Origin of the sequence: Vibrio sp. Isolate30 (assembly GCF_022397975.1) — a bacterium.
Taxonomy (GTDB): Bacteria; Pseudomonadota; Gammaproteobacteria; order Enterobacterales; family Vibrionaceae; genus Vibrio; species Vibrio fortis.
In genome coordinates this window covers 16,427-32,575 of the sequence record NZ_JAKEUS010000011.1, presented here as the reverse complement: position 1 = coordinate 32,575, position 16,149 = coordinate 16,427, and the positions used below count along the sequence as shown (strand labels likewise).

Genomic DNA, 16,149 nt, shown 5'->3' with positions numbered 1-16,149 from the left:
AGTGGCTTTTTTCGTATTAGTCTTTCTAGTCTTGGCAACTTTGTCATATCGCGTTACGTTTCACAGAGGAATGAATGGTGTGAACATTGTTGTAACTGTTATATTATAACATTATGTAAAGCCGTATATGTTAGCCATGAATTCTCAACTTTTCGTTATCCATTCCTTTTCGCACATTCTGCCTCGCTTCATCGAGCGTTTATTCAAAGCTCGTTTTAAAAGCACTGCTTTCCTTTGTTTTGCATTGCTTCCTTTTGCCCCGAGCTTACAAGCTCACCCCCATTCCTGGATCGAAATGAAAACCCACATAGAGGGGGAAGATGGGATGATCACCGGACTGTCGATGGAATGGTCGTTTGACGCCATGACTTCTATGTATATGCTCGATGGTGAAGATATAGCCGCAGAAGGTGAACAAGAGATTTTTGAGAAGCTTGCGTCATCCGTGATAGACAACATGATGTTTGAGCATTACTTCACTTATTTTTATGACGGCGAAACGCCAATAAGATACTCCATTGCTGAGAACGCCAAGTTTATACGAGATAAAGCGAAATTAGTGATGAGGTTCGATCTGCCGCTCTCTACGCCTCAGGCTGTGACGAGAGATACGTTACGCCTACTTATTTTTGACCCAAGCTATTTTGTCGATATGTCGTGGGACTCTAAGAGTGATGTCAGCTTATCCCCTGAGTTGGAAAGACAGTGCTCACTGACGTTGGTGGAACCGAACCCGACTCCAGAGCAGATGAGTTACGCAATGTCGTTATCGGTTGAAGCCGACCCTGACAACACCTTAGGTCAGCTCTTTACCCAAACTATTAAACTTAACTGCGCCATTGTCACTGATTCTCATTGATGTTGTGTAGTAACAGATGAAGAATTATAGGTTCTAATCCAATGCAGAAAAATCAATTTAAAACAAACCACTGTCTGATTGGTCTCGGGGCTGCACTGCTTGTGATTGTTGGTGTTTACCAACTTTGGACAATGTGGCCATCTTTGGTTTTATCGAGTATTCATTGGCAGAAAGAAGTAAACGCCCAACTTGCCGATTTGCTCTATGAAGCAAAGTATTCACCATGGGCGGCGGGGAGTTACTTGATCGGTTTTAGCTTCGTCTACGGTATGCTTCATTCACTTGGGCCTGGGCATGGTAAAGTGATTGTATCTACCTACTTGGCAACTCATCCCACAAAGGTCAAGGCAAGTTTAGTGCTTACAGTGGTGTCAGCGTTGCTACAGGCATTGGTAGCTATTCTGCTAGTTAGTGTTTTGATTTGGGGATTTAACGCCTCGATGCGTGTTGTGAATGATAAAGCAAATATGTTTGTTTTATTAAGTTTTGCTTTGGTTGCTGCAGTTGGAGCCCTGATTTGTTGGAAAGCGCTCCGCAACATCTATAAAACTATACGCAAGCCTAAGCTCAAAGTGAAAGCCATCACTGTCCTTCCAACGAGTGGGCAGTCTCCGCTAACAATGCAAGCGTCAACCTTAAACTCGATCAGCATACAAAAGCCAATAGCTCACACGCATCACGCAGATTGTGGATGTGGGCATCAGCATGTCGCCGACGCAGAGGCGATCAATAAAGCTTCCACCTTGCGAGAGTATGCCGGGATTATCGTTACTATTGGTGTAAGACCGTGTACTGGTGCTGTTATGGTTCTTCTGTTTGCTAATGTTGTTGGCCTGTATTGGATGGGTGTATTGAGTGCGTTGGCTATGGCTGCCGGTACGGCACTGACCACATCCCTGATCGCCATAATGACTCTTACAGGAAAGCACTTAGTAAAACGTTATCTATCTGTAGCTAATCAAATCGGTAATGACACATGGAGAGTAGCGGGCCATTACTTGCAGCTGTTTGGTGGCATGTTACTTATCGTTATTGGAACTCTTCTTCTTAATGGGCAAGAGAGCGGCATGTCGCCTGTCTTTACGATGTAGTGTTATTGAACAAATAGAGGCGTTTTAAACGGACACTCAATATGCGCTATGTCTATGTTTTTGATTCTAAGTATTTATATTATAGATGTATTTTTATAAAGTACCCACTCAGCTTGGGGTTGTTTATCAACCTCGAAAAAAGTGAAGGAGCATGCTCCTTCGCTTTTTTTAACTAAACTCAATAATGGAGTTATCAATGAGTTATAGATGGGCACTTTTTCGTCATAATTATTCATTTATAGGCGCTGCTTTCGAAATATTTATCGTAGCACTATGCATTTTTTCATTGGCGTTACCTCTTGTATCTGAAAGCTTGTTAACCTTACAAATCTCGTCAGCGTTACTACTTTTCTGTTTTGTCTTGATGTTTACTTTCGCCCGCAGTGATAAATTACGAAGCTCGATGCATTGAATTCACGTAATTGCACTTAATTAGTAACTGAATCACACCTTTGGACTAGCGCGGCTTTACTGACCGCGCGTCTTAATTCGACTTCCTCTTCGCCTACCTGCAATTATTCATGACTGGTTAATTTAACACGGGTACTAATACACAATTGCCAGACGTTTCATTGGCCTAAATTTTGACTCGCGGCACTTTCTAACTCGAAAATGGCCCATTCCAACCTAGCTCACTTAAACGTCATACTTTAAGCAAGCGATTTAATTTTTCTTAATATCGGAATAATTAAGGCCAATATCAACATGACTTGAAGAGCTGTATCGACATAGTTGATGTCATGCCCAAGCGCTGTCGTATGTTTAGAGAATTGATAGAGCCCCAATACGCTATAAATCATTAGCAAGCTTAACACCATTGAATACTGTTGGCCGTCACGCCAATTCTCGCACTGACTCCAGCGCAATATAAAGTACATTCCGAGTAGATAGGTAAACAGCATTGAAAACGCAACAAAATGCTCACTCAGACCAAGCGTGTACATGCAATAGTGTTGACCGAAAAACACAATGCCCAAAAGTGTTGTGGTGACAAACACCTGTATGTTGCCAATACGTCTGTTGTTACGTTTTAAGGCGATTTTAGGTCTAACAAGCGCGAGAGCGAAAAAAACTAGTATGGCCGCGACAACGGCTAATTTTTGCAGCAACGTACTTTCATAGGGAAAGGCCCGTTGGGTTCCAAGGAAAATGGATGCTGATGCCACAAAGTAGAGAGTTGTACATACGACAAAGGATGGCCAGTTTAACCAAGGTTTTTTCCGCTCTGAACTACCCAAGTGCAATTCAACCATTAATATTGGTAAACAAATGCTGCCAAGACTATGAAGTCCAAGAATATATATTATCCAGAATGGTGACGTACCAATTGACTCGATATAGCCAAAAGATAGTAATCCTGCGTGATAGTAATCTGCGTTGAAAAACGTTTGAGTTAACAACCCCTCTTCTATTAAACCAAACGCAATAGAAAGCGTGAAAACTCCAACCCAGCCACTTCGACTTCGTCGTGCAATTTCTCTCACAAGCAACGCACCACAGCCGTAAAAAGGCACCAAGAATAGGAGTGACGAAAGCTGCCTAAGTGACCATATACCCAACAAATACTCGGCGATAATGGGACTTAAGATACAAAGTGAGATAGCGCCTAATTTGGCATCGCTAAAGCGAATAAGTTTCTGCAGTGACATGGGAATATAGTTTTTTCAAATTAAATGGCTGAGGGTCGCCTCAAAAACCAAAGTGTTTCAGATTTCTCTATTTCAGTAAAACCGTTAATCAAAGTTTATCGCACATAACTAAAAGACTTTCCAAATCTGGAATTACCCACCCATTGCTAATTTAGCAATGCCACTGACTCAGAATTGTCCACCGACGTTTTAGATCTTCCTAAACCCTACTAAATGTGACTGTCAAACTTCATGTTGACCAAAAACACTGAGAGGAGGTCGTCATGAGAAAGTTATGTTCTGGAAAATGCAGTGGTATCAAAAGGCTATTTAAGCTTGAAGATATCTGGCGGATCAGAACTAGGCTGGAGATTGAAAATGATCTGATGCAGCTCGCACTACTGAACCTAGCTATAGATAGCAAGTTAAGAGCGAGTGATTTGCTGAAACTACACGTTTACGATGTTTCTTCGCAAGGAGTTATCTATGAAAGGATTCAGTGCATCCAGCAAAAAAATGGCACCGATGTCCACTATGAGATTACTCCGAGAACACAGCAAAGTATTAGCCGATGGATTTTTGCAGCATCCCTAGAGGCAAGCAGTTTTCCATTCCCGAGTAGCCGACGCTTTGGGCACCTATCAGCTACTCATTCTATCGTTCAATTATCAGGAACTGGGCTGTAAAATTGGGACTGAATGCTGATTATTACGGCACTCATTCTATGCGCCGCTCTAAAGCCACTTTAATTTATGCCAGAACGAAAAACATCAGGGCCGAGTTCAAGGTAACTACATTTCTTAACAGTTGACATTGTCAGATTTCAGCATAAGATGCACAGAAAATACCTCTTCCATTAAAAGGATACGCGCCAATGAACAACTAATTCTGTTTCATCCATTTAATCATCGGATTTACAGGATCAGTAGGCGTAGTCTATCTTTCATATCTATAAATTAAAGAGTCAGCTTAAGATTTAAAAGTTCATATTGAACCGAGTTCTACGTCTATCTTCCTAATTAATAGGAGGCTTTATGCCAAAGATATGTACAGATGTCATAAATCACAATAGTTTAGTTTGGGACAGATTCGCGCTAGCGGAAGTGGATTGGTCAAAACCTGTGTCAAAAGAAGTAATTGATCAAGCCAAGTTGGGAAACTGGTCCGTTCATATTACAAAGAAACCATTAACCGAAAGTTGGCTTCCGAAATGTATAGAGGGCAAAAAGATATTGTGTTTAGCCTCTGCAGGAGGGCAACAGGCTCCTGTTCTTGCGGCAGCCGGAGCAATCGTTACGGTATATGATCTATCTATAGAACAGCTCAATAAAGATAAACTCGTCGCTAAACGAGACGAACTGAACATTACCACTATTCAAGGAGATATGAGAGACCTTAGTATCTTCGAAGAGCAGACATTCGATTTTATCATTTCTCCAATATCAAATTTGTATATCCCTGAACTCAAAGACCTTTGGAATGAATGTTACCGAGTCCTGAAAACAAAGGGGGTTTTATTAACTAGTTTTTATAATCCTGTATTATTTATTTTTGAAAGAAATAAAAAGCTAGAAGAGCAAGGGCTCATTAAACCTAAATATGCGATACCGTATTCTGATAAAACTAGCCTTACCCAAAATGAATATGAAGAAAAGCTATCTACAGGACAGGCCATCGTATTTGGACATACTTTAACTGAGCAAATCGGAGAACAAACTAATTCCGGTTTTGTAATTGCTGGTTTTTATGAAGACGAACACCCAACCCCGCGATTTATTATTGAAAACTATTTGCCAACAATGATTGCAACTAAAGCTATAAAGCTCTAGATTGCTTTCGCAATGTTTATTATGAAAGAATGACGATATATAAGGGAAGGACTTAATGCAATAAGTCCCTGTGAGCTTACTTTGTACAAGTATCAATTATTGATCGTTCGCAATGATGCATATAGTGTGATTTCTGCTTATTGTATTGTGTTCTTTCGCCCACTTTCTCAACACTCAGGAAGTGGGCTTTTTCACTTTGTCATACCTTAAGTTATTCAGGCTTTGCTAATATAAGGTTTTTCGAAACTCATTTATGTCCAAGAACTTCTCAGGTTGAATTTTTACCAGCGGCACTTTCTAACTCGAAAAGGCCCCTTATGTTTTACGTCGGTTTTTCGGAAATGCATTAAGTTTAGAGTTTGACTTATTTTTCCTTATGACAAAACGCTAGCTATGTGACCAAATTTGCTCATCCCCTATACACTCTACAACACACTTAGTCGTCCAAATGGTGTAGATTTTCGAACATTAAAATTGATATCTAATCTGCTAATTATTGCTCACAAATCATGAGATAGAACACAACACAATAAATGTCTGTTTTGATACACTTATAACTACCGTAAGTTGCGTAGTAGGAACCTTTTTTGGACTTAAATCTATTCACGACATTCTTAGCAGTATATAAGCACCGGTCAATAACGTTAGCCTCTGAAGAACTAGACCTAACTCAACCAGCAGTCAGTTCGGCGATCAAACGACTCGAAGCAGTCGTGGGTAAATCGCTCTTCGTCAGAGAAGGTCGAGGGATAGCACCGACAGGGGCTGCCGTTTCATTAGCACATAGAATCGAAGACCCGATTAATGTCATCAGCAGCGTGGCAGAGCACAACGACGAGCTGAATGTATATTGTACAGAAAGTCTATTACCGTTTTGCGCACACATCGACGGCGTGCGCTTTATTGAAGCTCCGTTGGATGAGGATAAACTCTTTGATGCGCTCATCGCACAGAAAGTTGACTTGGTGATTGATGTTATTTCGAGTAAACGCCATTCACTGATAGAAGAGGTGCTTTTTGACGATGAGGCGGTCTGCTTAACGCGTTCGAATCATCCAAGAATAGACACTGAAATGACTTACGATCAGTATTTTGAAGAGCAACATATCGCACTTAAGCTTAGGCGCTCGGAAATGAACACAATAGATTTCTTATCGGACAAACCCATTAAACCGAGAAAAGTAAGTATTGAGACTAGTTCCATCTCATCAATGCTCATGTTGGCCAGTACCACTGATTACGTGGCATCATCAACTCGTTCTCTTGCGAAGCTTCTTGCGCCACAGCTTGGTCTTAAAGTTCACGCTATCCCACTGGACCTGAACCCAATAACATTTCGTATGCTGTATCACAGACGCTACGCAAGCGATGAGCAGCACATTAAAGTTCGAGAATCGGTTAGAGCCGCACTGCCTTCAATCCACTCATAAATTGAATTAATGTTACGCCATAATTTGGCTATGTTTTTTCAAATCAATAGTCAGTAAATAATCTCCAGTACTTGTTAAGTACACAACATTACTGGAGAAATTTATGAAAGCATTCCGTTTACTTCCTTTATCGCTACTTTGTGTAAGTAGCGCAGCTTTTGCAACTTCCACGCAAGTATATCTTGAACAAAATATCGCCTCTAATGCCGCGGACAACGGGACTTATGCTACTGAAGCTGGTGCATTAATTGACACTTCAGAAAACGGCCAGGTTTATATCGGCTTTGACGATCAAGGATGGCTAGCGGCGGGCTACGGTCACTACTTTTCATTGTCTGACGACTGGGGTTTAAACCTCTACGGTGAACTCGGGAAGTGGGAAACCGGTGAAGAGATGCACATTGAAGCAATTATCGATTTCCAAGCGACAGATAACCTCAACCTGTTTACAGGTTATGGATACAACCGATCAGGCCAAACTCTAGAGAACCTCAGTGATACCGCAATTAATACCAATCAATGGGTCGCAGGTTTTGGGCTGGATATGGGGCAATGGGCACTAGATTACACCTACACCCACGAAAATAGAGATGGCTCAAACGGGGGATTCACTCATGTTGGCGGGGATTTCTACTTTAGCCAAGATTCCTACCGTACTAATGAGCACGAAGTCATTCTCTCGACTTCTATTGACCAATGGACACCTTATGTAAAGTACACGTACTTCAATACCCATGAAGGTGAACTTTCTACTACTAGTGCTCTGAGCAATATTGTTGAAAATGACAGTATTTGGACGCTTGGTATTTCTTACGACTTCTAACGTTTGTATGTTCTCAAAGTTCATCATGGCAAATGGATTTGCCCTCTAGTTTTCGAGGCAACGACCATGACGATTTTTCGTATAACACGACCCCTTATCAATGCCGCGGCGACCGTAGGGATTGTTCTTTTTTCAGCCATCCCTACCTACGCTTCAGCCCACACTCTTATCTTTGACGAATCCATTTACGACTCGGACTCATTCACTCTCGACCACAATCAGTGCTATGAAATGTTAGATAGTGTCGGACAGCACGAAGGTGCTGGCGCATTAGAACAAGGGGTAAAGCGGGGTTTACGAGGTGCCACAGCTGGCGCCATTGCAGGTAGCGTGTCTGGCAACTCTGGCAGCAGTGCCGCGAAAACAGGTGCAGCAATTGGTACAACGGTTGGCGTACTTTCTGGTGCAAGCTCGAAAGCATCGGCCTACAAAATCAACCAAGAAGAACGCAACAGCCTGATGCGAAACTGTATGAAAGGCCGCGGGTATGACGCACTCAATTGAGAATTGATGAAGCGCAGAGATTAGGTTGGGTGAAACGACGAATACGAAGTGTCTATGGCTGTAATACATAAATTAAATTAATGTTTTAACCAAACCTTGCTATCTCCATTTATCTAAACCTAACGCGCATAATACTTACATCAACTAAGCAGGGAATGAGTCTTGGACTTCCGCTTACCAAATTAGCCACACGGATGTGATTTCCTTAAACATGAATTAGGAACTCACATATGACTAGCATACGAATCATCTCAATATTGGCTCTCGCAGCGCTTAGCATTGCAAGCACCATGCACCTTTGAGCATTTAACTTTCAGTCAAACATTTAAGTTAGGTCATCACATTTGGCTTATCGATTATACGAATTGTAGGAAATTCCATATGAAAAACTCACTCATCATCGCTTTAGTAACCGTTGGTTCGCTTGGTGCAGTATCTGCAAATGCGGCATCTCACAGTCACGATACTTTGTTTAGTCAAGATAACGCAATCATGGCAGCGGCTGCCGTAGAAACAGTGAATCAGTACTGTGTCGAGTACGGCACAATGACACCAGAATACGTCGAGAAACAGTCTTTAGTGATGCGACAAACCATTGAAGGGCTATCTCAGGAAGTGCTAGGCGAAGCGTTTCAGTTTACTGAAGAACATGAGATGTATGTAGAAGGTGTGTCTATGGGCAAACAACTTATTGATGAAGCGGAAGAAAAAGGTCACGTTAAACAGATGTGCACTCAACCAGAAAAGGAGCAAACGCTATGAAAAAACTAATTTTAGCCTCAACTATGTTGTTTTCTGGCTTGGCAATCGCTTGTGGTGCCCATGTTCACAATACGCTTCCACATTATGAAAACTACACGGAGTCGCTCGTGGCAATGTCGGTGTGTAAAGTCAATAATCATATATCGGAAGAGCAATCGGCAGTCTGGTTTAAGAAATTGGCGTGGGTGGCTAATGGAACTGATGAAGAGCTTTTTGAACATTACACTCACTTTGCCGCCGAGCATGTCAATAAAATTGCGCTAGATGAAGAAATGCTACCAAAGTGGAACCAAAATTATTGTGAAGAGCAGTTTTTTGATGTGATGGCGATGGACCAAGTAGTTCTTGAAGACCTATATGACGCACAAGAGCTGGCTGACCGCGACTTCAATCGACAAATTAAAATGACAGGAGAAACAAGTTAAGTTCTCAGTTCACCAGGAATTGTAAATAAGTCCTACAATGGCAAAAGGATTTGCCGCCTTCTCTCTTTAGTTTACCAGTTGATCTTTAGCCATCGTTAAAGCCTTTACATAATAAGGCTCAAGACTGGCACGCCGTATAATAGATATTCTGTAACTATCTCAACGAGTAAACATCATTGGTGCTGTTACTTCAAATTCCTCAACCTTAAAACATTGCAGCTCAATTGAGGCCATATTAATGGCACATGCAAGTGGCGGTTCAAAAAGCTTCTCATCCATCTGACACCTTGAGCGATCTAGCCCCTTGGCTCATCCCCATATTTTTGTCTCTTGAGTCATGTTTAAATGCCATTTAACCATCCCCAAGCTGAGTCGAGCAAGCTAGCGCTAGAGTTCTATTGAATCCAAATTGGTTTGCTATCAAATAGTGCCAAAGTCTCTGGACGGCAAAGATGTTGAACATCAGCCTCAAAGTATTCGTGCTGTCATCGACTTTTTGTCAACTCATCTTTACCTCGAAGAGCCTGCTTCCTAACACCGCCTAATACGACTTCAGGTCTTTACGTTGATATTTAGGTGATTGGTCATGTTGTTTTTACCAACTTGCATTATTTATCGTGAAATACATAAATTTGATTTATGACTTGACTAAAGTTTGCTCTATCCATTCTCACGTTCGTCTATCACATAATAGTTTCATCAGCAGGGCAGGGGTGAATTGCTAAAGTTCATTGCCCATTAATGCACCACACGGAAGTGATTTCCTTTAACTTTTGTAGGAACTCACTTATGAAACATTGTCGAACTTTAACTACTCTTGCCGGCGCTATCTTATTGTCTAGCAGCGCTTTCGCTAATAATCCCTTCGAGCATTACCAGTCAGAAAACTCAGCAAGCTTCAGTGGCTACAAGCATTTCAACTATGAACAAAATGTCAGCACCGAAGATTTGATGAAGCAAGGCGGAAAAATTTACTCATCACCAGAAGAAATCCATGCCATTTTGCAAGGTGGTCTAAAGCATGACATACAAACGGGCGAAGAGCTGTGGAAAGAAGGCCTGATGTTTGATGGCATTGAGCCAATGGACCACATGGTGACTGCGGCTAACTGGTACCCACGCACGGAAGAACTGCTTCATAATGAAATGCGTGTCACGTTTATGGGTACTTCACCGATGATTCGCCCAGGGCAGGCTAACACGTCAATTTACGTCGAACTTGGTAATGGTGACAACTTCGTTTTCGATATCGGTGAGGCATCTATCGCAAACTACATTGGTGCCGGGGTAGCATTAAATGAATTGGACAAGATTTTTATTACTCACTTACACGTCGATCACTTTGGATCGCTACCTTACCTATATCAATTTGGTGGCTGGAATGGCCGTTGGGAAAAACCACTAACGATCTACGGACCATCGGGTCGTAACCCAGAAGATGGCACACGCCACATGGTGGAAGGTATGCTGCAAATGCTGTCCTGGCACCAAGATGCGTTCGATGTATTCCCATCGGGTAACGACATAGAAGTCGTTGAGTTCGACTTTAAAGATGATGGCGGCATTATCTATGATGTTGACGGCGTCCAAGTTTCCCACTGGCGTCGTTCACACGCAAAAGATGGTGCATCGGCGTACCGACTAGATTGGAAAATTGACGAAGAAGAGTCACTCAGCTTTGTTTGGACAGGTGATGGTCGCCCAACTGAACTAGATATTGAATACGCAAAAGGGGTTGACCTATTTGTAACAGAAGTTCAAACCGAACTTGTTGGAATTGCATCAATTGTACAAGGTGTTCCTGCCTTTTTAACACGATACACAATCGATACGCACCACACTTCTGGTTACGCAGCAGGTTGGTTGGCGAATGAAATTCAACCGCGCCTGTTTATGACAACGCACATGGAATTTGACCCGTACTACAACAACGAAACGGTAGCTCAGGTTCGTGAACACTGGAAAGGTCCTTACCACTTTGGTGCGCCAGACATGATTGTTGCGAACGTTACACCAGAAAAAGCATGGGTTCGTGAAGGTATTATTCCTGACTTCCCGAATAACCGTGCACCTCAATTTAACTTAAATGACGGAGAAGTGTTCCGAGTGCCGATGCCGAAGAACTCTCGTGCGGATATCCAGGAACAAGAGATTCGCGACCTAGAGATTGATGAGTCATTGTACTACCCAGAAGGCTACCACCCACAATTGCTTAAAGAGTGGCCATTGGATCGCGACTTAATTGTACCGACTGAAGCATTGCCTGAAAGCATGAAACGCGGAATGGGTGAGAAACAACGAATGGTAGATGAAATGCGTGAAGCTCACGGTTTAGAACCACGCTCTGTCCACCGTAAACACTCAGCAGATCCTTACCGCGATACCCGAGAAGGAAACACGAAATAACGTCTGTCTTGGGGTACCCAAAGGTACCCCAAATTAATTAAATTGTAGGAACAACACATGACACGTTTTAATCTTCGCCTTTCAGCGCTCTCACTAGCACTATTGAGTCCTTTTGCTTTTTCACACGGTAATGTAGATATCTCTAACGGTTCTCAAATCGATGTGTATGTAGCCAATGAAGACCACCATGGTCACACTAGTTCAAACACCGAAAAATCTTATGGTATAGAAGCAGTAGCAATGGACGACGGTGGCTTCTTCGTTTACGTTGAAGGGGAAACGGGAGCCCACGAATTTTATCAACTGGGTGCTGGTCGATATTTTACGCCTAACGAACAGCTAGGGTTGTTCGCTTACGGTGCATACGCGCAGGGCGGCTACGCAGATAGCAATGAGCTCAGAGCTCGCCTTGGATTAGATTATCAAGCAACCCATGAATTTGGTATTCATGGTCGAATTGGCTACGATTATGGCAATAGCAAAATCGGCGCAGGCCATAGCGACCACGATCACGATCATGAGCATAACATACACAGTCATAGCGATTCTTCAGCTCGAAGTCACTTAGGGCGTTTAGACTTAGGCTTTAGCTATGAGCTAGGTCATGTGGCGGAGTTCTCGTACAACTACGTGATGCAGAAACAATTTGAATCGGCCTTAGTCGATGATAGTGACACCAACCTACATTACGAAGCCCGGCTGACCTATACCGATGCAAAATTGAAACCTTACGTTGAGTATCGACAAACCAACAAAGCCTTTGATCAGTACCACTTTGAAGAGAGTGCGGTTCAGTTTGGGCTTTCATTTAACTTCTAAACAACCGAAATATGTGAGGGTTGGGATAAATTCAGTTTATGAATGAAACCACCTTCACTTTATGTATCTCATTCACTCGCTCCCTTATTCTAATCATCATCAAACAGGGATGAAATCTGCTGTCGCAGCGCGTTAAAGGAATACCCCCATTTATTACGAATGAAAGGTTTCAATATGCAAAACACCCTGACAAATATCGCCAAATTCATTATGAAGTGGAGCTTCATTTCCTGTTGCTTTGTGCTGTTTAGCTACGGCTTCGCACTACTGACAAAGGTTCACGGTACGGATCTACCGAGTGAGCACTTCACGAATGGTTTGCCGGTTATTATTGGATTGCTCGATTCAGAACTGTTTATGGGAGTGATTTTTGTTATCACACTGTGTGTGGTTGGTTACGTTATTTACCTGTTATGGCAGCTTCATGAAATCGCTGTCCATAAGGCAGAAAAAATCAACAGCAAACAAGCCAACTTAGTTTTTGCACTTTCCTTGTGTGGACTCTTTCTTCACAAGGCGTGGTGGGTATTAGCTGTCGCCATCGCCTTTACCGACTGGGTGGCGATCTCTACAAGCATAAGTGCCATCATTTACCGTGGCGTGTATAAATCTAATGAGGAGAAAGCGTAATGAAAGAGATCATGTTGCCCTATATCCTTATTGTTTGGCTGTTGGTTAAGCTGGGCGTGATTCGCTGGACGCTGCGAAATGCGGTGATTAGTGTTGGTCTAGGTATGTTTATCGCGTTCGCCATTTTTGCGGCTCATCGCTTTTGGTCTCCTGCTGATTTAACCGACAGTACCACAGTGAAAGCCCCTCATGCGGTTTTGAGCCCTTTAGTTGGCCAGCAAATCAAAGAGATCCACGTTGTTCATAACCAAGAAGTTGAGAAAGGTGATCTGATTTACACCTTGGAGTCGGAAGACTCTGAAGAAGAGATAAAAAGTTTACAGGCGAGCCTTACCGCAATAGAGCATCGTATTGTGAGTATTCAGGAACAGATTGCGATAGACAGAAAGAACCATGAAAGATTAGTTAAGCTCAACGAATTTAGTTCACAGAAGGAGAGAGACGACCTGTATACCCGAATTCAGCAAGGTGAATCGGACTACTTAGCGGCAATGTCGGATGCTGACTCTATTCGCGCCACGATTAATCAACGTAATTGGCTTAACGATCGCAATGAAGTGAGGGCTCCTTTTGATGGCGTAATCGGCATCGTCAATGTTGCTGAAGGCTCAAGAGCGGGTAACTTGTTCTTATACGACACAAGTAAAAAGTTTGTAGAAATGCGCGTAAGCGACCAAACCTATCGCTATCTGCAAGAAGGCCAATTTGCTGAGTTTTTCGTAAACTCTCACCCAGGAGAAATTTTCAGAGGCCGAGTGAACAGTATTACAACCAATACAGGTGAGGCCGAAATATCGGTGCGTGGTACAACAGAAAGTGTACAACGACACGTGGGTGCCAACATGGGTAGCCACGGCAGGACAGTAGTGATCGAGTTTGAAGAGCCTGAAGGCTACACCATCCCGCTAGGTGCAACGGGTTCGGGCTGGATCTCTGCCGACAAGCCTCATCAGGCGCTTGGTTTTATGGACATAATTGGAGGCGCGACTGTGCGTTTAAAAGCCCTCAAAGCTTACTTGCTCGCACTATAATAGAGACGCTGATTTTAGAAGAAGACACAGGGTGTCTTCTTCTTTGTTTTTCAGAGAATTAACTCGTCAGTCACGTTTGAGGGTTTGTTGTGTCTCACTGTTCAAAGAGCGTTGTGAATGTGTAAATTTAGCCAATCAACTAATGGTTTTGCAATACCTTAGGTAATCCGTTAAGTGCTAATTTAGCAAAGTAACTGACACGTTTATGTCCAAAGCCGTATTACGCACCCTTATGGTTGCGTTATGCGCTGTGTTGTTTGTCGATCAGAATATTTTGTTAATGAGTAAATTGGCTTCAGTCTGTTCGATGCCTTCGATTGAACGTATTCGACCTAGCACCCCACCTAACATTGATAGATTTTGGCTACGTAGGTTAGCGATCAGATCCCATTTCCCATTAGTGTGGTACACGCTCAATACCTCTGGAAAACTTTGCAGATTTTTAAGTACATTGTTCTCATCCTTAGCCGCCACACAAATGCTAATGATTGCTTCGACCTGACTCTGCTCCGTATCTTCGCTCAGTTTGACGGTATAACCGAGGATCACTCCTAATTTCTCTAGCTTGCTGATCCGGTTTTGTACCGTAGCGCGTGATACCTTGAGCTGCTTTGCAAGGTTGACCACTGGCATGCGCGCATCTTTTCTCAGTAAGGCAATTAGCTCGCGGTCTTTATCATCTAGGTTGCTCACACCTTTTCTCCTGATTCGCTTATCCACTGACATATTGTTAAATGATGCTATCAAAACGCCAGTTGTGGGTAGATATTTGTGCAATTTTCTGTCTTTTTGTTGGCTCAAGTCGCGTCTAGACTATCTTCACTCGCAGTATGCATATGAATAATAAGAGATTGAGGAGCTTTTGGATGACATTATTTTTGGATGTACAAGCACTAGGCCGTCTGGTAAATGCGCAAGGTGCTGATACTTTTATGGCTGATCTGATTGGGTATATGGAACAAGACTTTTGTCGCTGGCCTGAGTTTGACAAGTCCGCGCGAAGCGCAGCGCACAGCGAGGTTGGGGTTATCGAGTTGATGCCCGTTGCAGATCATAATTTATATGGCTTTAAATATGTGAATGGGCATCCATCTAATCCAAATCAAGGCCTATCAACCGTGATGGCGTTTGGTGCTTTGTCTGAGGTGGCGACGGGTTACCCACGCCTGCTGTCCGAACTGACTATCTCGACCGCTCTACGTACAGCAGTAACTTCAGTGATGGCGGCAAAGGCGTTGGCAAGAAAAGACAGTCAGTCGATGGGGATGATTGGCTGTGGTGCACAGAGTGAATTTCAGGCCATCGCTTTTCATGCCATTTTAGGGATCAAAGAGTTACGTATTTTCGATATTGATGTTGAAGCGATGGAGAAGCTAGCTTCGCATCTTGAGGCTTACCCTGATCTGAAGGTGATCAAGGCGGACAGCGCAAAGTCTTGCGTGAATGGTGCAGATATCGTAACAACCGTTACTGCTGATAAGGCGTATGCGACGATCCTGACACCTGATATGGTCGAGCCGGGCATGCATATAAATGGAGTAGGTGGGGATTGCCCAGGTAAAACCGAGTTGCATCTAGATGTGTTGCTTAATGGCAAGATCTTCATAGAACATGAGCCGCAAACTCGCGTTGAAGGGGATATCCAACAATTGCCAGCTGAGCACACTGTGTACCCATTGTGGGAAGTGATTGCAGGTAAGAGCATTGGACGAGAAAGCGAGCAACAGGTCACTATCTTTGATTCGGTGGGCTTTGCACTCGAGGACCTTTCAGTACTGCGTTATATCTATGACCTTGCTACTGAGCTCGGTTTTGGCGAAACGATAGAGTTAGTTCCGCACATGAACAATCCGAAAGATCTATTTGGCCTAATGAAATCGACTCAATAGTTCGACATCTATAGTGCTTAAAT

Annotated in this window: 15 protein-coding genes and 1 pseudogene; 14 read left to right on the top strand and 2 right to left on the bottom strand. The window is 42.9% G+C overall.

What is annotated here, in order from left to right:
* The first annotated feature begins 136 nt into the window (after positions 1-136).
* Positions 137-859, top strand: coding sequence for a DUF1007 family protein (locus L1D60_RS19880; RefSeq protein WP_345772878.1), 723 nt, complete (start codon positions 137-139; stop codon positions 857-859).
* 41 nt (positions 860-900) lie between these two features.
* Positions 901-1,950, top strand: a complete 1,050-nt coding sequence (locus L1D60_RS19875; RefSeq protein ID WP_239842596.1) for a nickel/cobalt transporter — start codon at positions 901-903, stop codon at positions 1,948-1,950.
* A 650-nt stretch (positions 1,951-2,600) separates the two neighbouring features.
* Here the strand turns inward: L1D60_RS19875 and L1D60_RS19870 are convergent.
* Positions 2,601-3,599: a hypothetical protein gene (locus L1D60_RS19870; RefSeq protein WP_239842595.1), complete on the bottom strand. Its 999-nt coding sequence runs from the start codon at positions 3,597-3,599 to the stop codon at positions 2,601-2,603.
* Between the two features lie 263 nt (positions 3,600-3,862).
* Between L1D60_RS19870 and L1D60_RS19865 the strand changes: the two are divergent.
* The 11 genes and pseudogenes from L1D60_RS19865 to L1D60_RS19815 all read left to right on the top strand — a co-directional run.
* Positions 3,863-4,356: pseudogene (locus tag L1D60_RS19865) on the top strand (tyrosine-type recombinase/integrase); the annotation flags it as partial.
* A gap of 256 nt (positions 4,357-4,612) precedes the next feature.
* The gene (locus L1D60_RS19860; protein ID WP_239842594.1) at positions 4,613-5,407 is read left to right on the top strand and encodes a class I SAM-dependent methyltransferase; all 795 of its coding nucleotides are present in this window, start codon (positions 4,613-4,615) and stop codon (positions 5,405-5,407) included.
* A gap of 587 nt (positions 5,408-5,994) precedes the next feature.
* On the top strand, positions 5,995-6,837 hold the full coding sequence (locus L1D60_RS19855) for a LysR family transcriptional regulator (protein ID WP_239842593.1): 843 nt from the start codon (positions 5,995-5,997) through the stop codon (positions 6,835-6,837).
* Positions 6,838-6,940: 103 nt separating this feature from the next.
* Positions 6,941-7,660: a hypothetical protein gene (locus tag L1D60_RS19850; protein WP_239842592.1), complete on the top strand. Its 720-nt coding sequence runs from the start codon at positions 6,941-6,943 to the stop codon at positions 7,658-7,660.
* A 66-nt stretch (positions 7,661-7,726) separates the two neighbouring features.
* Positions 7,727-8,164 (top strand): glycine zipper family protein, encoded by a 438-nt coding sequence (locus L1D60_RS19845; protein ID WP_239842591.1) that lies wholly within the window; start codon positions 7,727-7,729, stop codon positions 8,162-8,164.
* Between the two features lie 381 nt (positions 8,165-8,545).
* Positions 8,546-8,926 carry a hypothetical protein gene (locus L1D60_RS19840; RefSeq protein ID WP_239842590.1) on the top strand — a complete coding sequence of 127 codons (381 nt, stop codon included), beginning with the start codon at positions 8,546-8,548 and terminating at the stop codon, positions 8,924-8,926.
* Entirely contained in the window at positions 8,923-9,351 is a 429-nt protein-coding gene (locus tag L1D60_RS19835) for a hypothetical protein (RefSeq protein WP_239842589.1), read from the top strand. Before L1D60_RS19840 ends, L1D60_RS19835 begins: the two co-directional genes overlap by 4 nt.
* A gap of 789 nt (positions 9,352-10,140) precedes the next feature.
* Positions 10,141-11,757 (top strand): guanitoxin biosynthesis MBL fold metallo-hydrolase GntH, encoded by a 1,617-nt coding sequence (gntH, locus tag L1D60_RS19830; RefSeq protein ID WP_019822909.1) that lies wholly within the window; start codon positions 10,141-10,143, stop codon positions 11,755-11,757.
* A 57-nt stretch (positions 11,758-11,814) separates the two neighbouring features.
* Complete coding sequence (locus L1D60_RS19825) at positions 11,815-12,576, top strand: hypothetical protein (protein WP_239842588.1); 762 nt, start codon at positions 11,815-11,817, stop codon at positions 12,574-12,576.
* Between the two features lie 174 nt (positions 12,577-12,750).
* Entirely contained in the window at positions 12,751-13,206 is a 456-nt protein-coding gene (locus L1D60_RS19820) for a magnesium transporter (RefSeq protein WP_239842587.1), read from the top strand.
* The gene (locus tag L1D60_RS19815; RefSeq protein ID WP_239842586.1) at positions 13,206-14,237 is read left to right on the top strand and encodes a biotin/lipoyl-binding protein; all 1,032 of its coding nucleotides are present in this window, start codon (positions 13,206-13,208) and stop codon (positions 14,235-14,237) included. Before L1D60_RS19820 ends, L1D60_RS19815 begins: the two co-directional genes overlap by 1 nt.
* Before the next feature lie 264 nt (positions 14,238-14,501).
* On the opposite strand, the gene L1D60_RS19810 is transcribed toward L1D60_RS19815, so the two are convergent.
* Entirely contained in the window at positions 14,502-14,930 is a 429-nt protein-coding gene (locus L1D60_RS19810; RefSeq protein WP_239842585.1) for an Lrp/AsnC family transcriptional regulator, read from the bottom strand.
* 173 nt (positions 14,931-15,103) lie between these two features.
* On the opposite strand from L1D60_RS19810, the gene L1D60_RS19805 reads away from it, so the two are divergent.
* Positions 15,104-16,126 carry an ornithine cyclodeaminase gene (locus L1D60_RS19805; RefSeq protein WP_239842584.1) on the top strand — a complete coding sequence of 341 codons (1,023 nt, stop codon included), beginning with the start codon at positions 15,104-15,106 and terminating at the stop codon, positions 16,124-16,126.
* Positions 16,127-16,149 lie beyond the last annotated feature (23 nt).